At 39.4% G+C, this 19041-nt stretch carries 17 protein-coding genes and 1 pseudogene; 2 read left to right on the top strand and 16 right to left on the bottom strand.

Annotated features, from left to right (window positions below):
* Window positions 1-13 precede the first annotated feature (13 nt).
* From eno to BMZ41_RS04610, 9 genes are all read right to left on the bottom strand, one after another.
* The gene (gene eno, locus BMZ41_RS04650; protein ID WP_090527230.1) at window positions 14-1312 is read right to left on the bottom strand and encodes a phosphopyruvate hydratase; all 1299 of its coding nucleotides are present in this window, start codon (window positions 1310-1312) and stop codon (window positions 14-16) included.
* Between the two features lie 180 nt (window positions 1313-1492).
* Window positions 1493-2440, bottom strand: coding sequence for an L-lactate dehydrogenase (locus tag BMZ41_RS04645; protein WP_090168838.1), 948 nt, complete (start codon window positions 2438-2440; stop codon window positions 1493-1495).
* A 97-nt stretch (window positions 2441-2537) separates the two neighbouring features.
* Window positions 2538-2993 carry a GAF domain-containing protein gene (locus BMZ41_RS04640; RefSeq protein WP_090527227.1) on the bottom strand — a complete coding sequence of 152 codons (456 nt, stop codon included), beginning with the start codon at window positions 2991-2993 and terminating at the stop codon, window positions 2538-2540.
* A gap of 26 nt (window positions 2994-3019) precedes the next feature.
* Window positions 3020-4330: a Na+/H+ antiporter NhaC family protein gene (locus BMZ41_RS04635; RefSeq protein ID WP_090168842.1), complete on the bottom strand. Its 1311-nt coding sequence runs from the start codon at window positions 4328-4330 to the stop codon at window positions 3020-3022.
* An 81-nt stretch (window positions 4331-4411) separates the two neighbouring features.
* Window positions 4412-4846, bottom strand: a complete 435-nt coding sequence (gene nifU, locus BMZ41_RS04630) for a Fe-S cluster assembly scaffold protein NifU (RefSeq protein ID WP_090168844.1) — start codon at window positions 4844-4846, stop codon at window positions 4412-4414.
* Window positions 4847-4877: 31 nt separating this feature from the next.
* On the bottom strand, window positions 4878-6083 hold the full coding sequence (gene nifS / locus BMZ41_RS04625; RefSeq protein ID WP_090527224.1) for a cysteine desulfurase NifS: 1206 nt from the start codon (window positions 6081-6083) through the stop codon (window positions 4878-4880).
* Between the two features lie 128 nt (window positions 6084-6211).
* Window positions 6212-7468 carry an ABC transporter permease gene (locus BMZ41_RS15755; protein WP_090527221.1) on the bottom strand — a complete coding sequence of 419 codons (1257 nt, stop codon included), beginning with the start codon at window positions 7466-7468 and terminating at the stop codon, window positions 6212-6214.
* Window positions 7462-8208 (bottom strand): ABC transporter ATP-binding protein, encoded by a 747-nt coding sequence (locus tag BMZ41_RS04615; RefSeq protein ID WP_072911394.1) that lies wholly within the window; start codon window positions 8206-8208, stop codon window positions 7462-7464. Before BMZ41_RS04615 ends, BMZ41_RS15755 begins: the two co-directional genes overlap by 7 nt.
* The gene (locus tag BMZ41_RS04610) at window positions 8201-9727 is read right to left on the bottom strand and encodes an efflux RND transporter periplasmic adaptor subunit (protein ID WP_177184151.1); all 1527 of its coding nucleotides are present in this window, start codon (window positions 9725-9727) and stop codon (window positions 8201-8203) included. Before BMZ41_RS04610 ends, BMZ41_RS04615 begins: the two co-directional genes overlap by 8 nt.
* Window positions 9728-9909: 182 nt before the next feature.
* Between BMZ41_RS04610 and BMZ41_RS04605 the strand changes: the two genes are divergently transcribed.
* Both BMZ41_RS04605 and BMZ41_RS04600 read left to right on the top strand, forming a co-directional pair.
* Window positions 9910-10620 carry a response regulator transcription factor gene (locus tag BMZ41_RS04605; protein WP_090527215.1) on the top strand — a complete coding sequence of 237 codons (711 nt, stop codon included), beginning with the start codon at window positions 9910-9912 and terminating at the stop codon, window positions 10618-10620.
* Window positions 10617-11990, top strand: coding sequence for a histidine kinase dimerization/phospho-acceptor domain-containing protein (locus BMZ41_RS04600; RefSeq protein WP_090527213.1), 1374 nt, complete (start codon window positions 10617-10619; stop codon window positions 11988-11990). The genes BMZ41_RS04605 and BMZ41_RS04600 overlap by 4 nt, the downstream gene beginning before the upstream one ends.
* Before the next feature lie 36 nt (window positions 11991-12026).
* On the opposite strand, the gene BMZ41_RS04595 is transcribed toward BMZ41_RS04600, so the two are convergent.
* The 7 genes and pseudogenes from BMZ41_RS04595 to BMZ41_RS04565 form a co-directional block, all read right to left on the bottom strand.
* Window positions 12027-14081, bottom strand: a complete 2055-nt coding sequence (locus BMZ41_RS04595) for a methyl-accepting chemotaxis protein (protein ID WP_090527210.1) — start codon at window positions 14079-14081, stop codon at window positions 12027-12029.
* Window positions 14082-14268: 187 nt separating this feature from the next.
* Window positions 14269-15144, bottom strand: coding sequence for a MetQ/NlpA family ABC transporter substrate-binding protein (locus tag BMZ41_RS04590; protein WP_090168859.1), 876 nt, complete (start codon window positions 15142-15144; stop codon window positions 14269-14271).
* A gap of 46 nt (window positions 15145-15190) precedes the next feature.
* Window positions 15191-15850: a methionine ABC transporter permease gene (locus BMZ41_RS04585; protein ID WP_072911362.1), complete on the bottom strand. Its 660-nt coding sequence runs from the start codon at window positions 15848-15850 to the stop codon at window positions 15191-15193.
* A gap of 94 nt (window positions 15851-15944) precedes the next feature.
* Window positions 15945-16634: pseudogene (locus BMZ41_RS04580) on the bottom strand (methionine ABC transporter ATP-binding protein); the annotation flags it as partial.
* A gap of 318 nt (window positions 16635-16952) precedes the next feature.
* Window positions 16953-17693, bottom strand: coding sequence for an amino acid ABC transporter ATP-binding protein (locus tag BMZ41_RS04575; RefSeq protein ID WP_090168863.1), 741 nt, complete (start codon window positions 17691-17693; stop codon window positions 16953-16955).
* Entirely contained in the window at window positions 17694-18368 is a 675-nt protein-coding gene (locus BMZ41_RS04570) for an amino acid ABC transporter permease (protein WP_090168865.1), read from the bottom strand. It lies immediately after the preceding gene.
* Window positions 18349-19008: an amino acid ABC transporter permease gene (locus BMZ41_RS04565; protein WP_090168868.1), complete on the bottom strand. Its 660-nt coding sequence runs from the start codon at window positions 19006-19008 to the stop codon at window positions 18349-18351. Before BMZ41_RS04565 ends, BMZ41_RS04570 begins: the two co-directional genes overlap by 20 nt.
* Between the last annotated feature and the right edge of the window lie 33 nt (window positions 19009-19041).

Below are 19041 nucleotides of genomic sequence, written 5' to 3'. Positions count from 1 at the left end.
ACAATTAGTTAAATTACTTTACATTAAAAGCTCCCATTCCTGGATAATCAGCTGCAGCACCAAGCTGTTCCTCGATTCTAAGAAGCTGATTGTACTTTGCAACACGCTCTGTTCTAGATGGAGCACCAGTCTTAATCTGGCATGTGTTAAGAGCTACTGCAAGATCCGCAATTGTTGTATCCTCTGTCTCACCAGAACGATGTGAAGAGATTGCTGTATAGCCTGCCTTATGAGCCATCTTAATAGCTTCAAGAGTCTCTGATACTGAACCAATCTGGTTAAGCTTAATAAGAATAGAATTTCCACATCCATTTGCGATTCCCTTTGAAAGACGCTCTGTGTTTGTAACGAATAAATCGTCACCTACAAGCTGTACTTTGTCACCAATCTTAGCTGTCATCTTCTGCCAGCCTTCCCAATCTTCCTCATCAAGACCATCCTCAATAGAGATGATTGGGTACTTGTCAACAAGAGCTGCCCAATGATCTATAAGCTCATCTGTTGTAAAGTCCTTGCCTGACTTTGGCTGATGATAGAAGCCCTTGCCTTTCTCTGACTTCCATTCGCTAGAGGCAGCATCCATAGCAATCATAAAATCCTTGCCTGGCTCAAAACCAGCTGCCTTGATAGCCTTTAGAATAGTCTCGATAGCATCATCGTCATTCTTAAGAGAATTAGGCGCGAAACCACCTTCATCACCTACGGCTGTTACGTCTCCCATATCCTTAAGGATAGCCTTGAGTGCGTGGAATACCTCAGCACACCAACGTAAGCACTCGCTAAATGAAGAAGCACCTACAGGCATAATCATAAACTCCTGAGTGTCAACAGCGCTATCAGCATGAGCACCACCATTTAAAATGTTCATCATAGGAACTGGAAGCTTTGTCCCCTGAACACCACCTAAAAATCTATAAAGAGGAATATCAAGAGCTGTTGCAGCTGCTCTACAGCAAGCAATGGAGGTTGCGAGAATTGCATTGGCACCAAACTTTGACTTATCCTTTGTACCATCTGCCTTAATCATTGCTGCATCAATGGCATAGATATCCGAAGCATCCATACCACAAATTGCATCTGCTATCGACCCATTGATATTCTCAACTGCCTTAAGTACTCCTTTACCTAAATATCTATTCTTATCTCCATCTCTAAGCTCAAGTGCCTCAAACTCGCCTGTTGATGCACCTGATGGAGCCATTCCGCGTCCCACTGTTCCATCCACAAGAGTAACCTCGCATTCTACAGTAGGATTTCCTCTTGAATCAAGAATCTCTCTTCCAATAACCTTTTCAATTTCTAAATAATCCATAAAACTACCATCCTTTCAAAAAGTTTAGAACTCCTTTTTTAAGAGGTAGCAACTCTGTGAAATAAAAAAGGAGTTCTGCAATGATCCACACGGTTAGATGTTTCTAACCAAGAGTAGAATAGCAGAACTTCTTTGATTACTCAAGAAATCTATTTAGTTTTTATTGATTATTTTTATCGATTAGAAGGCTTCCTCTAAAACCTGCTTCAAAGTATCACCTGAAGCCTTAAGCGCAGCCTTCTCTTCATCACTTAGTCTGATTGGAACAGAACCCTCCACTCCATTTCTACCAACTATTGCTGGCATACTAAGTGCCACGCCATCAATTCCAAAGTCTCCATGCTGGATGCTTGAAATAGGGAGGATTGATTTCTCATCACGTATAATTGCCTCGCAGATTCTGCGAACACTCATTGCGATTCCGTAATAAGTAGCTCCCTTCTTTTCAATAATGCCGTAAGCACTATTCTTAACATCCTCTGCAATTCTCTTCATTGATTTCTCATGCTCGAAATGTCCTCTCATCTCACAGAAATCATTGATAGGAATTCCAGATACATTTGCTGATGACCATGCTGCTATCTCGCTGTCACCGTGCTCTCCAATAATAAAGGCGTGAACAGAACGGCTGTCTACATCAAGATGCTCGCCTAATAAGTATTTAAATCTGGCTGTATCAAGAACTGTACCTGAGCCAAATACTCTGTTCTCTGGGAAACCGCTGAGCTTTGCAGCTACCGATGTAAGGATATCAACAGGATTGGCAACAATAAGAAGGATTCCATCCTTATTATATTTTGTTATCTCAGGAATAATTGATTTAAAGATTCCTACATTCTTCTTTACAAGATCAAGTCTTGTCTCACCAGGCTTCTGTCCTGCACCGGCAGTAACAACTACAACTGCTGCGTCCCCAGCATCCTTGTAATCTCCTGCATATATAGACATTGGCTTTGCAAAAGGTAAACCATGACTGATATCAAGTGCCTCGCCCTCTGCCTTGTCCTTGTTCACATCAATGAGAACCATCTCAGAAAACAATCCGCTTTCCATCAGTGCAAAGGCTGACGCTGAACCAACAAATCCACAACCTACAACTGCAACTTTTCTTTCATTTAACTTACTCATGATTTTACCTCCTATGTTTTTCTTTATTCTCCTACATCTTAACCTAAGAGGCAATAGCTATGAGTTGCATTTGCAACTTTAATATTGATAACATTTATCAGTTAAACTGAATCACCGCCTCAAGAGTTCTTACAAACTCCTCAAGACCAGCCTTATCTTCATCTGAAAATCTATTGAGACTTGGACTATCAATATCCAAGACACCTACAACTTTGCCGTCCTTATGAATAGGAACTACTATCTCAGAATTGGATGCACAGTCACATGCAATATGTCCCGGGAATTCGTGGACGTTTGGAACTACAAGTGTTTCATCCTTTTCAGCTGCTGTTCCACATACGCCCATTCCAAGAGCAATTCTTATGCAGGCAACCTTTCCCTGAAATGGTCCAAGTAATAAAGAACCGTTATTCATCAAATAAAAACCTGCCCAGTTTAAATCATCTAAATTTTCATTTATAAGTGCAGAAGCATTTGAAAGCACAGGAAGGTAGTTTGGCTCATCCTCTGCCAAAGCTTTTAATTGTTCTGAAAGTAATTTGTAATCTGTCATTTTTCCTCTACGCTCGTACTCTTTAATTATTTTTCTTTAATAATTGAGATTGCTACAAAAACAATCAACACAAATGGATAAATCAACCATGGAATAAGTGAAAAACTGGCAATCTTTGCAATGTTTGCTGCCACAAGAAGCTGCGCTCCATAAGGAATGATTCCCTGCATAATGCAAGAGCAGGTATCAAGAAGTGATGCGGTCTTCTTAGGCTCCACACCGTACTCCTCGCTGATATGCTTTGCGATTGGTGCTGCTATTACGATGGCAACTGTATTGTTTGCTGTGGCAAGATCCATAAACATAGTAAGGAAAGCGATGCCTAGCATTCCGCCCTTTTTGTTTCCAGCTTTTCTTCTGATAAGCTCCAATATAGCTTCAAAGCCGCCGTGCTCTCTGATAAGTGAGGCAACAGATGCAACAAGGATAGTTACAATCATTGTCTCAAACATTCCAGCGATTCCTGTTCCCATTGAAGAAAGACCAGAAACGTAGGTAAGGGAACCTGTGAAGATTCCTACTACAATAAACATGAAGCATCCAAGTAGAAGTACTTTAAAAACATTTACACTAAGAACGGAAAGCACAAGCACGATGAAATATGGAAGTGCCTGCCATAAATTGTAATCAAAGTTTCCAATTGCACTTACCTCTGTTTTGAAGGAACATGCGATAAGGATTGCAAGTGTAACAATAGCTGAAGGAAGTGCAAGCTTTAAATTTGCTTCAAACTTATCCTTCATCTCTATTCCCTGTGTCTTAGTGGCTGCAATGGTAGTGTCCGAAATAAATGAAAGATTATCTCCAAACATAGCTCCACCGACAACTACACCTACACAAAAAGCCAAACTAATATGACCGTTTTTAGCAACAGCACAGGCTATTGGTGCAAGGACAGAAATAGTACCTACGCTGGTGCCCATTGCCATAGAAATAAGGCATGCAATGATAAATAGCCCTGGCACTGCAAACCTGCCTGGGATGACACTAAGCAAAAGGTTAGCTGTAGATGAAGCTCCACCAGCCTCTCCCGCTACACCACTGAAAGCACCTGCCAATATGAAAATAAAAAGCATTGTTACGATATTGTCGTCCCCAATGCCCTCTGCGCAAATATGAATCTTCTCTTCAAAGCTCTTACTTCTGTTTTGAGTAAAAGCAAGAATAAGCGCAAAAGTAAAGGACAGAACTACCGAGACTACATAAAATCCCATCTGCCCTTCAATTGGTGAAATGTATTGGAAATAGATTCCATTACCAAGATATAAAACCAAAAACAATGCTATAGGCAGTAATGCCTTAGCATTTGCTTTTGGTTGATTATTTGTATTACTCATTAAATAGCTTCCCTTCAATATTTCTTTAGGAACTATTTTAACTTATGTAAGCGGTTTTTGGCAAATAAAAGCCTCCGCTAATTAATGCATATGACAAGCCTCTACCTCAGGGTCAGGGAAATCCTTTGGATCATATTCAATGCCATTATTATCATAGTAATTCTTTACTGCAGACTTGATTGCCTCCTCTGCAAGAACTGAACAGTGAAGCTTGTGAGCTGGCAGTCCATCAAGTGCCTCTGTAACAGCCTTGTTTGTAAGCTGAAGTGCCTCAGATACAGGCTTTCCCATAATAAGCTCTGTTGCCATTGAAGATGAAGCAATAGCGCTGCCGCATCCGAAAGTCTCAAACTTTACATCCTCAATAATCTGCTCATCATTTATCTTAAGATAGATTTTCATGATGTCGCCACAGACTGGGTTACCAACTTCGCCTACACCATCTGCATTTTCAATTACTCCTACATTTCTTGGGTTTCTAAAATGGTCCATGACCTTTTCGCTATATAATGCCATTGTTTTTCCTCCAATTACTTCTGTCTATTAATTAAGCCACTGTGTGCTCTGCAAATACGTGTGGACGCTTGCCACTTACTAAATCACCCCAGAATGGTGAAAATCCACGAAGGTATTCAACTACTTCTGAAACAGACTTGATGATGTAATCAACCTGCTCCTCTGTTGCATCCTCACCAAGTGAAACTCTAAGTGAACCGTGTGCAACCTCATGTGGTCTGCCAATTGCAAGAAGCACATGGCTTGGGTCAAGTGAACCTGATGTGCAGGCAGAACCTGATGAAACTGCCACTCCCTTGTCATCTAATAATAAAAGAAGTGATTCTCCTTCGATTCCTTCAAAACAGAAGTTTACGTTTGACTTTACTCTTAAATTTCTGTCACCGTTAAGCTCTGAATAAGGAATCTTTGAAAGACCTTCGATTAATCTGTCCTGAAGCTTTTCAAGCTTCTCATTTGTCTCATCAATGTGAGCAACCACATCCTCAAGGGCTACTGTAAGTCCGACTATACCTGCAAGGTTTTCTGTGCCGGCCCGCTTGCCTCTCTCCTGAGCACCACCGTTAATTACGTTTGTAAGAACAATTCCGCCTCTGGCATAAAGCACACCAACGCCCTTAGGACCGTGGAACTTATGCGCTGAAATTGAAAGCATATCAATGTTCTGCTCCTTTACATCGATGTGAACATGGCTAACTGCCTGAACAGCATCTGTATGGAAAAGAACTCCTCTTTCCTTACATACAGCACCAATTTCAGCGATTGGCTGAATTGTTCCAATCTCGTTGTTAGCATACATAATAGTTACAAGAGCTGTATCCTCACGGATTGCATCTGCTACCTGCTGTGCTGTAACGACACCATTCGAATGTACATCAAGAAGCTCGATTTCGAAGCCTTCCTTCTCAAGTGCCTGTAAAGTATGAAGCACTGCGTGATGCTCAAACTTTGTAGAAATGATGTGCTTCTTTCCCTTCTTCTCTCCAATTCTGGCTGCTGAGATGATGGCCTGATTATCAGCCTCGCTACCGCCTGATGTGAAATAAATCTCTCTAGGTGAAGCACCAAGAACTTTTGCCACTCGCTCTCTTGATTCCTCAAGAACCTCCTTAGCCTTCTGGCCTACTGAATAGAGGCTGGATGGATTACCATAAACCTCTGTAAAATATGGAAGCATTGCTTCAACTACTTTAGGTGAAACAGCAGTTGTTGCTGCGTTATCTGCGTATACGAACATATCCTTTTACCCTTTCTTTTTATATTACCTACTTGCCTAGTATTTTAGTCTGCGATTAATATAAAAGAAATCACCTATCGAGTCAATAGGTGATTCTCAAAAATATGCTTATTGCGAGTTTTTATCAATTACTCATATCTCAATGCATCTATAGGATTCATTTTGGCAGCATGTTTTGCTGGTGAGTAGCCAAAGAACATACCTATGGCTGTAGAAAAGCCTACAGAAATATAAATGCTTGCAAGTGAAATTGTTGGAGCGTATCCCATAAGCTTAGATGCCACATCTCCAATAACAACACCAATTACCATTCCTATAAGTCCACCGATAAGGCAAAGTATAACTGCTTCACTGATAAACTGAAGCATAATCATGGAATCCTCCGCACCAAGTGCTTTTCTGGTTCCAATTTCTCTGGTACGCTCTGTGATAGAAACGGTCATTATGTTCATAACACCTATTCCACCTACAATAAGCGCAATTGCTGCTATAAGCGAAATTGCCATAGTAAGCTGATTCATCATCTTATTGTTTTCCTGAATCATGGACTGATTGCTGTATGCATCAATCTGAAGTTTATCCCCCAATTGATTTGCCATTTTCTGATTAAGGTAAGCTTTTATATCATTAGACAGAGCAATGGTATCCACTCCTTCTGCCGCAACTACAGTCGGAGAATACATATCTTTATTATGGTTAAAGTTCCAGGCTGTAAAGAGCGGTATATACATAGTTGTTGTTTGGACACCTGCTGCGCTGCCTCCCATTCCCTGAGACTTTTGCTCCTCATAGATTCCTACAACTGTAAGATTAATGTATTCATCATTTAGATTAACCTCATAAGTCTTACCAATTACATCCTCATTCTTATAATTTTCTCCAGCTATTTGCTTGGCATATTTTTCTGAAACAAGAGCCACATTAGTACCCTGTCTATATGCATACTCATTAAAATAACTTCCTGACTTTAGCTTAAGATTATTTGCTTTGAAATATCCGGCACTAACTCCGGTAACATCAACCTTTGCTTTTTTATTATTAACAAGAACTGTTCCGTTTCCAAGACTAGAATCCATGGATATAGCTGCTATTTTTTTGCCAAAATGTTCTGAAAGAGAGTGAATATCTTCTGGCTTAAATTTAAGATTCTCCTGCTCTTCTTCGGACAGTTCCTGTGAATAATCTATTGTTGAAATATACACTTCAATATTTTGAACGCCATAGCTTTCAAGCTGTTTTTGTACGCCCTTAGTCATGGAGTTTCCCACTGTCATAATTGCAATTACAGCCGCAACACCAATAATAATTCCTAGCATTGTTAGAAATGCTCTTTTTTTATTGGCCTTGATACTTTTAATTGCAAGCTTGCAATTTTCAACTAACATACGATTTTCCTTTCAGGATTGTTCATCAATCCTTCAACTTCATTTATCTTTTCATTAATAATATTTCCATCACTAATTGTAATTATCCTTGGTGTCTCTGCAGCAAGCTCATTTGAATGAGTGATTAATACAATAGTCTTTCCCTGCTTTTCGTGAAGCTCGTGGAAAATATCCATAACCATTCGGCCTGTTCCAGAATCCAATGCTCCTGTTGGCTCATCAGCTAAAATAATATCAGGGTTATTAGCCATGGCTCTAGCGATGGCAACTCTTTGTTTCTGTCCACCTGAAAGCTCATCTGGTGTATGATGCATTCGTTCTTTCATGCCCACCATCTCTAACAATTCTTCAGCTCTTTCTCTTCTTTCTTTTGGTGAAATTCCTGCATAAAGCATTGGCATTTCCACATTTGAAATTGAATCTGTTCGAGCAATCAGATTGTAAGTTTGAAATACAAATCCAATATGTTTGTTTCTAAGCTTTGCAAGCTGTTTTGCTGGAGCTGTTGAAATGTTTACACCATTTAACACATACTCGCCAGCTGTCTGCCTATCTAAAATTCCAAGGATATTCATCAAGGTACTTTTACCAGAACCAGACTGACCTACTATAGAAACAAATTCGCCTTTACGAATATCCAAATCTATCCCATGTAATATCTCGAGTTCGTTGGGAGTTCCTATGTAGTAGCTTTTTCTAATATTTCTTGCAGATAACAAGACATCATTATTATTACTCATCGTAAATACCTCCATCTGCTCCCATTGCATCAAGAACTGCATCTGCTCCACCGTCCATTGAAGCTTCTACAATTTCCTGTCCCTCTTTAAGCTGACCACCTGTAATCTCTGTATAGAATTCATCAGATATACCTGTTTCAACCTTAACATTGGTAGTAGTTCCGTCTGCCTGCTGCACTACAACATACTTGCTTCCATCTGCATCTGTCTGAATGTCAGCCGAAGGTACTGCAAGAGCGTTTTGTTTATCTGCAATAATAAAGGTCATTTTGGCAGTCATTCCTAGTCTTAACGCTTCATTTGAACCTTCTATATCAACATCCACTCTATAAGTAGCGCGGGTCTTAGAAACTGATGCTGTTGATGATTGATTATCTGTGTTCTTGTTACTATTTTTTGTCGCTGTGGGTGAAACAAAAACTACAGTACCCTTTAAAATTTCATCGCCTGTTGCATCTGTCTTAATCTGAACCTTCTGGCCTTCTTTAACATTTGGGATTTGTGCCTCATCTATGTCAGCAGTAGCTTTTAGATTTGTAACATTATCTATTACTACAGCATCTCCCCCACTAAAAGGCTGCCCCGCCTTAATATTTACATTAGTAACCGTTCCATCCTGAGAGGCATACACTATTTCTTTCGAAAGCTCTTCCTTTGCCTTGCTCATCTCCTGCTTTGCTGAAAGACTACTCTGTTTTGCATTAAGCTCGTCCACTTTGGATGCCATGTACTTATCAATGATTGCATCGTTAGCATCTTTCTTTGCCTTATCTGTTTTTATAATCTCTAACTCTAAATCCCTTTTTGCTTCCTCTAAGGCATCCTTAGCTGGCTGTAAAGCATTTTCTGCTTCTATTCGCTCCGCATGAGCACTACGTTTTTCTTCCTCCGAGTCTCCTTCTTCTGCATGTCTAACAGAATCATAGGCCCTATCAATGGCCTCCTTTGCTTTCTTTACATTTCTTTCTGCCTCAACAACTGCCTGCTGCTTTCTTGCTATATCTCTATCAGCATCTATAACTGCAATAGCACCGCTATCCTTGGTACTTTGCATACCTCTTTCAGCGTTCTGCCTTGAGATATCGTAAAGCTGATTCTGGATGCTAAGTGCCTGCTGCTGATAAGACAACTGCTCTTTCATAGAATTCATATCAAGCTTATATAGTGGATCTCCCTTTTTTACAACATCTCCAACTTTTACATATACTTCAGCCACAGGGTAACTACCTGTAATGGAAGCGTTCTCTGATGACTCTTCAGATGAGATGATTGTTCCAGTTGCAGAAATTGTTTTTTGAATATCCTGCTTAGCCGCCTGCACTGTAAGAATCTCAGGTAACTCTGTATTGCCTGCCTTAACATTTTTTATTACAGTCGCTCCAATAATAGTTGTTAGAAGTACCGCAGCAATAACCATGGCTGCAACTACTTTTTTATTTAATCTCTTAAAAAAGCTTTTATCCTGCTCTGACATTTCGCCTTCATTTTTCTGAGCAGCTAATATTTCTTTTAACTTCATTTTATTATTTCCTCCGAAGCACATTTTTAACTTACAGAGGACATCATACAGATAGATTCTTAAGAAATGCCTATGGTAATTCTTAAGAAATCTAAAATAACCTTTTTTCAAAGATTAAACACTTTTTTTATGCTAGTATACATTTAGGAACAAAGTATTTTTGTTTAGTTAAGGAAAAATTTATGAGTAAACAAAAGATATTAACAGTAGATGATAATGAAGAAATCCGTAACATCATAAAGATATTATTAGAAAGTGAGGGCTATGAAGTTATAGAAGCACCTGATGGTGAAACTGCCCTTTCTCTTGTGGATAATTCCATTGACCTTATAATTCTTGACATTATGATGCCTGGCAAATCAGGTCTGGATGTTTGCAAGATAATCCGTGAAAAGTATCAAATGCCAATTCTATTTTTAACTGCAAAAGGAACTGATTCTGATAAATCGTTAGGACTCTTAATAGGCGGTGACGATTATCTGGCAAAGCCATTTTCCCATGCAGAGCTTACCGCCAGAGTAAAATCACTTCTGCGCCGCTATTATGTATATAAAGGAAAAGAGGCACCTGTCGATGATAATCTAATTTTCTTTGATATATTCAAGGTTGCCAAAGATAGAAATGAAGTATTCACTACCGATTCAAAGGGAAATGAAGTTCAATTAGATTTATCTGAACTGGAATACCAGATTTTTAAGCTTCTTATTAGTAGTCCTGGCAGAATCTTTCCTGCCCAGCTGATATATGAAACTATTTGGAATGAGCCATACCTATACAGCTCAAATGCTACAATTATGGTTCATATTAGAAATCTTCGTACCAAAATCGAAGAGGATCCTTCTAACCCACGACATCTGCTAACAGTTTGGGGAAAGGGCTATAAATTACAATGATAAAAGTAAGGAAATTATTATCCAAATCATTATATATAGAGTTGGCCATTGCAGTATGTATTTCTGTATTGCTGGGCGCAATCTGCTATTTTTTCCTTTCTAGGTTTTCAGCAGATGTCTCTTCCTCAAAATGGTTTGATAAGACCTACAAAGAATATAAAATCAATTCTCTAATAGATAATTTACAAACCTTCATCTACGAGGAAAGTGTAGACTCGGGAGATACTTCACCGCTTAATGATTGGTATGATTCCAATCCCAGAGCTTTCTTTTACCTAAAGAAGGATAATTCGATAATATATTCCTCCTTTTACAATCCAGGCTATGCTGAAACAACCATTGATGCGGACGATGCCGAGTTTAAGGAAAACGTCGATATTTATAGCGACTACTTTCCAGAGCAAACCACACATACACTTAATCTTACTGATTGTAAGGTATCACTCTGTTTATTCACTGACGTTCAGTATTCCTTCTACTCTAATTTATTACGATTGAGTATTGCAATATCAGCTCTGATTAGCCTAATTGTGCTTGTTTTATTTGTTAGAAATAAAATCCATTACATCAATGATGTCACACAGGGAATTAGAATCTTAGAAGGGGGCAATCTTGATTATCAGGTTCCCGTAAAAGGAAATGACGAAATATCACAGGTGGCTGAAAGCCTTAATTCTATGCGTATAGCCTTGGATCAGCAAATGAAAAATGAGAAGCAGGCTCTTCAGGCAAATAATAGTCTTGTTACTGCCCTTTCTCATGATTTGCGAACCCCTCTTACGACACAGATGGGATATTTGGAGATTCTTAAGGAGCATCATTACAATTCTCCGGAAGAAATGGATAAATACATTAACACCGCATTAGATACCTGTCATCAGATTAAGGAAATGTCTGACCGACTTTTCGAATACTTCCTTGCCTTTGATCCTCATCCTGAACGTCCGGCAGAAGCTTTGGAAGAATATGATGGCGTCGCTCTTTTTATGCAGCTGATTTCTGAGCTTTCTCTTCCACTTGAGGCTCAGGGTTTTAGCTTTGAATTTGAAGAACCTAAAGATACCTTTAATATTCATGTGAATATGAATGATATATTAAGAATCTTTAATAACGTATTTACGAATATTGATAAATATGCTGATGAAGCTGAGCCAGTTAGAATTCGCATTTTCCATGATAATGAAAACGCTGTACTTTCTATTACTAATAAAATCAGAAAAGAGCCACGTAAAAACGAAAGTGCAAAAATTGGTCTTATAAGTATTTCAAGTCTTATGAAACGTCAAAGTGGTGCCAGCAAGACTCGCACCTCAAGAGACCACTTTACACTGGAACTCAAATTTCCAATCACTAAACTTACAAAAGCTTAGGATGATTCTCTCATCCTAAGCTTTTTGTTATCTTCCTTATACTTCCGCATCATCCTTGAAGAATGAAATCTCTTCATTCAGCTTAACAGCAATATCCTTCAAATCATCTGCAGAAGCTGCAAGTGTAGAAACTGTTGCTGAAAGCTCTTGAACAGAAGCACCTGTTGTCTCTGAAGACGCTGCATTCTCTTCTGAAATAGCTGAAAGAGATGACATTGCATCAGATACGATGTCATTAGAAGATACGCAAGTCTCAGCTCCACCTGCAATCTCCTTAACACCATCAACAGTTCCATTGATATCCTCAAGCATTCCGTTAACAGATTCGAGGGTTCCTCCTATAGCTTCCTGTTGCTCTAAGTTGCCCTGCTTAACAAGGTTAGCTGCTGCAACGGCTGCCTCAGACTGCTTCAGAAGGATATCCATCTGAGTTCTAATATCCTGAGCCATGCTGTCTGAATCATCAGCAAGCTTTCTAATTTCCTCAGCAACAACCGCGAATCCCTTACCAGCCTCGCCGGCACGTGCTGCCTCGATACTTGCATTAAGTGAAAGAAGGTTTGTCTGAGAAGCGATTCCTGAAATACCCTCTACGCTCTCGTTAATGCTTGTAACAGCATCTTTTGTAGCGGAAATTGTTTTAGCAATCTCTTCAATCTTCTCTGTCATGTCACTACTTGAATCCTGGAGATTAAGAAGTGACTTGCTTGAAGCCTGTGAAGCATCCTTCATCTTGCCTGCAAGAGTTTCCATATTGTCGGTAGAATTCTGTACGCCAGCTACAGCATCTGTAATCTTACCAACATTTTCTGCTGCTTCCTGAATTTCCTCAGCCTGCTGAACAGCACCTGTAGCAATTTCCTGAACGGCATTTGCAACAGTGTCTGTTGTGGCAGCAATCTGATTTGCCATATCTGCCAAATCCTCAGAAGATGTTGTAACAGTAGCTGCTGAATGTTTAATTGAATTTACTATATCGCCTAATCTATCAATAACGGAGTTTGTACTACGAACTATTTCGCCAAATTCATCCTTACGCTTTTCATGGCCATCAATCTTTTTGAAACGACCGTCTGCCAACTGAGTGATAGATGCTGTAACAGCAAGAATAGGTCTTGTAAAGCTTGTTGCAATAATAAGTGAGATAACGATAGATATTACAAGCAATATAAGTCCTACAAATACAGTTGTCATTGCTGATCTATTAGCTGATGCCATAATATCTGAATGAGTCTTTGAGGCCGCTACAACGTATCCTGTCATTGGCTCTTTTGCCCAAGACATATATGTAAGCCCTGAGTCAAATTCTGATTCAATAACACCACTACTTTCACTAGAACCTACAAATCCAAAAGAACTTAAATCGTATTCTTCCTCTGGACTAATTTCGAACTGAGCATGAGCTACCATCATACCAGCACGATCAGCAATAAAACCATCAGAGATATTCTCTGCAAGGAATTCATGTAATCTATTCAAATCATAGCTTCGCTGAATAGTACCTATAACCTGAGTTTTTGCCTCGTTATATACGGGAACACAGATAATCATGATACGGTTTCCAGCCTTCTTACTTACCTGAACATTAGAGATTGCAGGCTTTCCAGTTGAAACAGCCTCCTGGAAATATTCTCTATCAGAAATATTTGCAAGCTCTTTTCTATCAGTTCTCAGCATCTGATCACCATTGAGCTGAGTAAAAATCATACTGGTATTACCATCATTGATAAACTCATTGATGGCATCCATATGGGCAAGCATTACATCATCTGGCACTGGCTGATTCTCAGTATGATAATTTTCAAGGTAATTTATCGTACTAGGTGCAGTGGCAAAAGTTTGAAGAGCTGCAGTATTTTGCACAACAATTTCTGCAAACTCTGTCTCTACCATTCTTGCGGTCATATTCAATAATTCTAAAGCATCATTTTTATCCTTAGTTCTTGAATTACTATAGCTAATCGCTATAGAAATAAGTAATGGAACAGCTACAAGTAAAGCCATGATAAGTATAAGCTTAGTCTTAATACTATCTTTGGCAGCTATACCAGACTTTGCTGGATTTGTTGGCTTTTCTTTTTTCTTTCCCATAGTACACTCCTCATACAAAATCAACAGGTTACTATTGATGACTAAGTGAATTATAGGGCAGAAATATGAAAATTCAGTTAAATACCATAAATTTTCACAATTGTCAAACGAATCCTCTATAAATAGATGAAAAAAGGGCCAGCTAAGCTGACCCTCGGAGGATTAATTAAAAATGTCGTTATTCACATTAGAATGGAACTACTGCTCCATCGTATGTATCGTTAATAAACTTCTGAACGTCATCAGACTTAAGAACTTCTACTAAAGCCTTAATTCCGTCATTGTTCTCGTTGCCCTCAGCAACTGCAATGATATTAACGTATGTCTTTGCCGCCTCTGAATCAGAAGCCTCATATGCGATAGAATCCTTAGCTACTGAGAAGCCTGCCTCAAGAGCATAGTTACCGTTAAGAACTACGTATGCAACCTCATCCTTTACACGTGCAACCTGAGCTGCCTCAAGCTCCTGGAACTCGATGTTCTTAGGATTCTCTGTAATGTCGTTGATTGTAGCTGTAAGACCTGCACCTTCCTTAAGTGTAAGAAGTCCGTTGTCCTGAAGAAGAAGAAGTGCTCTAGCCTCGTTTGTTGTATCATTTGGGATAGCGATTACATCACCATCAGCAACATCATCGAGAGATGCCTTTGTACCTGGGTAAATTCCAAATGGCTCATAGTGAATATCGCCTGCATCTACGAGATGTGTTCCCTGCTCCTCGTTGAAGCTGTCAAGATAAGGTACATGCTGGAAATAGTTTGCATCAAACTCACCAGACTCTACTACAAGGTTTGGCTGTACATAATCATCAAATACTGTAACATCAAGCTTGTATCCCTTCTCCTCAAGAAGTGGAGCTGCAAACTCTAAAATCTCTGAATGAGGTGTAGCTGATGCAGCTACCTTGATTGTTGTAAGCTCACCAGTTGCTTTATCTGCAGCTTCTTCTGTTGTAGCCTCTGCTGGCTCTGCAGCTGTCTCCTCTTTGTTTGCGCTACCGCAGCCTGTAAGTGCTGCTACTGCAAATGTTGTTGTTAAAAGTCCTGCCAATAATTTCTTTTTCATAGTTCTTTCTCCTTTATTGTGTAATGTTAATTGTGTCCTGTTTCATTTAAATTTTATGGTTAAGCTTTCTTGCTATAAACATTCCAGTGTTCTGGAAAATCTGGAACAATGCAATAAGCAAGATAACTGTAACAATCATGATATCTGCCTGATATCGATAGTATCCGTAGCGGATTGCGATGTCGCCAAGTCCGCCACCGCCTATGGTGCCTGCCATTGCTGAATATCCAAGGACAGTACCAAGGGCTATTGTCGCGTTGGTGATAAGTGAGGTTCTGGCCTCTACTAATAAAACCTTAAAAACTATCTGAGTGTTTGAAGCTCCCATTGCCTTTGCTGCTTCAATAACACCCTCATCCACTTCCTTAAGTGAAGACTCCACCATTCTTGCAATGTATGGTGCTGCACTGATTACAAGTGGAACGATTGTAGCTGTGGTGCCGTAAGACTTTCCAACTACAAGTCTTGTAAATGGTATTAACAGAATGAGAAGAATTAAAAATGGTACAGATCGTACAACGTTTGAAATCGCATCTAAAATCTTATAAAGCACTGGATTTGGCTTTAAGCCATTCTTGTCTGAAATTGTAAGTAGTACTCCCATTGGAAGTCCCAATATATATCCAAAGAATGTAGAAACTATACTCATGTATACTGTTCCAACAATTCCCTCTAATATCATGTTAATTGTTGTGCTATCCCACATAGTTTCTTACCTCCTTAATGCCAGCTTTCTCGAACTCTTTATTCTTCAGCTCATTTTCTTTATTCAGCCAAAAAAACTTGTCCTCTGGAAGATTGACATCCTCAAGTCTTCCGCTTTCAATGAGCTGTCCCTCTTCAAGGACTGCCACCTTATTACAAATAGCCTTTACTACTGACATCTGATGCGTAATAAGAACTATCGTAATTCCGTATTCCTTATTAATCTCCTTAAGAAGTGTAAGAATCGATGCTGTTGTCTGTGGGTCAAGTGCGCTTGTTGCCTCGTCACAAAGAAGAATCTTTGGATCTGCTGCAAGGGCTCTTGCGATAGCAACTCTCTGCTGTTGTCCACCTGAAAGCTGCGATGGATAAGACTTTGCCTTATCCTCAAGTCCTACCTTTGAAAGTAATTCAAAGGCTTTTTCTCTGGCTTCCTTCTTCTTAACTCCCTGAAGAACAAGTGGAAAAATGATGTTATCAATAACGTTCTTCTGCTGAAGTAAATTGAAGTGCTGGAATATCATGGCGATATCCTGGCGCTGTTCTCTAAGCTCCTTTTCATTAAGCTGTCCCAGCTCTTTTCCTTCCACGATAACCTGACCACTTGTAGGCTTCTCCAAATAGTTTATACATCGAATCAAAGTACTTTTTCCTGCTCCAGACATTCCTATGATTCCAAAGATATCACCCTTATCAACTGTGATGTTGATGTCTCTTAAGGCATCTACCTTTGTATCTTTGTCTACGAAGCTTTTTGAAAGATTTTTAATTTCTATCTCGTGCATTTCTATCTCTCCTCATATCTAAAATGGCAATAAAAAAACCATTGCCAGGTTTTTGACTCCCAGGCAATGGTTCAATCAACTCTCAGTGATTTACTCCGTAACAGGCGCAAGACATAAAGCCATCGCACCAGAACCATCATTAGCTGCCTGGGAGATAAGCATTCGACGCATGCACATGTACATCATTGTATGTCTCATAAGCTTTTTCATATGTCTTGCTCCTTTCCTAAAAGATGACTTAACTATACCACTGTTTTCTTAAATATGTGAAATAGATAAAAATAATAGCTGGTTATCAATATAATTTATAGCTGGAGCTTATTCATATGCAAACGTCTTCAGGAATTTCTGAGCTCTCTCCGTCTTAGGCTGGATAAAGAAATCTATCACATCACTTGTCTCTTCAACAATATCTCCCTTGTCTAAGAAGATAATTCTGTCTGCCACCGCCTTGGCAAACGCCATTTCATGAGTGACAATCAACATTGTCGAACCGCTTTTTGCAAGTGCAATCATTGTCTCTAACACCTCGTGAACCATTTCCGGATCAAGGGCTGCTGTGACCTCATCAAATAAAATCACCTCTGGATGCATAAGAAGCGCTCTTACGATTGCCACTCTCTGCTTCTGTCCTCCTGAAAGCTGACGTGGATAATAATCCTTTTTATCTACAAGACCTACCTTGTCTAAAAGCTCTAAGGCTTCTCTTGTAGCATCCTCCCTTGTACGCTTTTGCACCTTAGTTGGCGCTAAGATAATGTTTTCCAAAACAGTCATATGAGGGAAAAGCTCGTAGGACTGGAACACCATTCCAATCTTCTGTCGAAGCTTTGTAATATCGCGCTTGCCTGCTTCTACAGGAAGTCCATCTACTGTGATTACTCCGCTCTGAATCTCCTCCAATCCGTTCAAACATCGAAGGAATGTACTTTTGCCGCAACCGGAAGGACCAATGATAACAACTACCTCTCCCTTTTTTACCGACAAATTAATGTCCTTTAAAACTACATTCGGTCCGAATTCCTTATGTAAATGTGTAACCTTTAATAATTCACTCATCTATGCCCACCTTTTTTCCAAGTAAGTGGCAAGCCTGCTTATAGGCCAGCACACTATGAAATATAGTAAAAACACCACCAGGAAGACTCCAAATGCTGCATTAGGTGAAGTCTTTCTATTTGCCTCAATAATCTGCTGAGCCACCTTCAAAACCTCTACAATACCAATCATCATAACTAGTGATGTGGTCTTAATCATTCTTGTAATAAGATTAATTGAAAGTGGAATCAGACGTCTGACTGTCTGCGGAAGAATAATGTAAAAATATGTCTGTACCTTATCCATTCCAAGAGCCCATGCAGATTCAAATTGGATAGCTGGAATACTTTTTATTGAACCTCTAACCAAATCTCCCATCTCTGCTGTTCCCCAAAACGTAAATACGAATATAGCTGATGTCTCAGCCGACATATCCCAGCCAAAAACTCTTGTGGTTCCAAAGTAAACAATAAATAAAAGTACCATCTGAGGCATGATTCTTACTGTCTCAAGATAGACCTTAAGAATTGCATGTAATACCTTGTTATTTACTGTCATCAAAACACCTACTAATAATCCAAGCAGGATGCTAAGAACTACTGAAATCAAACTGATTTCTATTGATACCCAAAGTCCCTGAAGAAGTCTAAGGAAATTGGTTCCTTTAAATAAAACATCAATCCCCAAACTGGCCATAACGCATCCTCCTTTCTACTACTGCCCCTATGATAGATATAGGAAGAAGCATTATCAGATAGAACACCACCAAAAGGAAAAGGCATTCTATTGTTTTTGCATACATTCCAATCAGATCCTTTGCTGTAAACATCAGGTCCATAAGACTGATTGTGGAGAATACTGAGGTCTCCTTTAATAAGAATATTACGTTTGCAAGAAGTCCAGGAATACTTATAGTAATAGCCTGTGGCAATATTACATGCCACAAAATCTGAAGCTTACTCATTCCAAGGCTTGCTGCACTCTCAGTCTGAATTACAGGTATTGCCTCCACTCCACTTCTAAAAGTCTCAATCATGTAGGCTCCGCCTAAGAGACCAAGTCCAAGTACACCGCAGGCTTCTGCTGTAACTTGTATGCCCACCTTTGGCAAAGCAAAATAAATAAAAAATAGCTGCACCAAAAGTGGTGTGTTTCTGAAAATTTCAATATATACTCCCACAATTGTTTTGAGCACCTTCACCTTAAAATGTAAGATGGCAGAGCCGATTAGTCCTATCACGAAAGCTAGTATTATGCCCTGCCATCCAATTTTAAGTGTTAATATAAGTGCATCCTTATATAGTGGGAGATATTCAATAAGAATATCCTTATCCATTACTTCAGGTTAACTGTTCCTTTCATATCGTAA

This window comes from Pseudobutyrivibrio sp. UC1225, from assembly GCF_900115215.1.
In the GTDB taxonomy this organism is placed as follows: domain Bacteria; phylum Bacillota; class Clostridia; order Lachnospirales; family Lachnospiraceae; genus Pseudobutyrivibrio.
Note: the sequence above shows the minus strand (reverse complement) of the source record. Positions and strands in the feature narration are given on the sequence as shown.

Excerpts from the sequence above, each read along its gene's own strand:
- eno (WP_090527230.1), bottom strand. The coding sequence starts at position 1,312 with ATGGATTATTTAGAAATTGAAAAGGTTATTGGAAGAGAGATTCTTGAT.
- BMZ41_RS04645 (WP_090168838.1), bottom strand. The coding sequence starts at position 2,440 with ATGAGTAAGTTAAATGAAAGAAAAGTTGCAGTTGTAGGTTGTGGATTT.
- BMZ41_RS04640 (WP_090527227.1), bottom strand. The coding sequence starts at position 2,993 with ATGACAGATTACAAATTACTTTCAGAACAATTAAAAGCTTTGGCAGAG.
- BMZ41_RS04635 (WP_090168842.1), bottom strand. The coding sequence starts at position 4,330 with ATGAGTAATACAAATAATCAACCAAAAGCAAATGCTAAGGCATTACTG.
- nifU (WP_090168844.1), bottom strand. The coding sequence starts at position 4,846 with ATGGCATTATATAGCGAAAAGGTCATGGACCATTTTAGAAACCCAAGA.
- nifS (WP_090527224.1), bottom strand. The coding sequence starts at position 6,083 with ATGTTCGTATACGCAGATAACGCAGCAACAACTGCTGTTTCACCTAAA.
- BMZ41_RS15755 (WP_090527221.1), bottom strand. The coding sequence starts at position 7,468 with ATGTTAGTTGAAAATTGCAAGCTTGCAATTAAAAGTATCAAGGCCAAT.
- BMZ41_RS04615 (WP_072911394.1), bottom strand. The coding sequence starts at position 8,208 with ATGAGTAATAATAATGATGTCTTGTTATCTGCAAGAAATATTAGAAAA.
- BMZ41_RS04610 (WP_177184151.1), bottom strand. The coding sequence starts at position 9,727 with ATGAAGTTAAAAGAAATATTAGCTGCTCAGAAAAATGAAGGCGAAATG.
- BMZ41_RS04605 (WP_090527215.1), top strand. The coding sequence starts at position 9,910 with ATGAGTAAACAAAAGATATTAACAGTAGATGATAATGAAGAAATCCGT.
- BMZ41_RS04600 (WP_090527213.1), top strand. The coding sequence starts at position 10,617 with ATGATAAAAGTAAGGAAATTATTATCCAAATCATTATATATAGAGTTG.
- BMZ41_RS04595 (WP_090527210.1), bottom strand. The coding sequence starts at position 14,081 with ATGGGAAAGAAAAAAGAAAAGCCAACAAATCCAGCAAAGTCTGGTATA.
- BMZ41_RS04590 (WP_090168859.1), bottom strand. The coding sequence starts at position 15,144 with ATGAAAAAGAAATTATTGGCAGGACTTTTAACAACAACATTTGCAGTA.
- BMZ41_RS04585 (WP_072911362.1), bottom strand. The coding sequence starts at position 15,850 with ATGTGGGATAGCACAACAATTAACATGATATTAGAGGGAATTGTTGGA.
- BMZ41_RS04575 (WP_090168863.1), bottom strand. The coding sequence starts at position 17,693 with ATGAGTGAATTATTAAAGGTTACACATTTACATAAGGAATTCGGACCG.
- BMZ41_RS04570 (WP_090168865.1), bottom strand. The coding sequence starts at position 18,368 with ATGGCCAGTTTGGGGATTGATGTTTTATTTAAAGGAACCAATTTCCTT.
- BMZ41_RS04565 (WP_090168868.1), bottom strand. The coding sequence starts at position 19,008 with ATGGATAAGGATATTCTTATTGAATATCTCCCACTATATAAGGATGCA.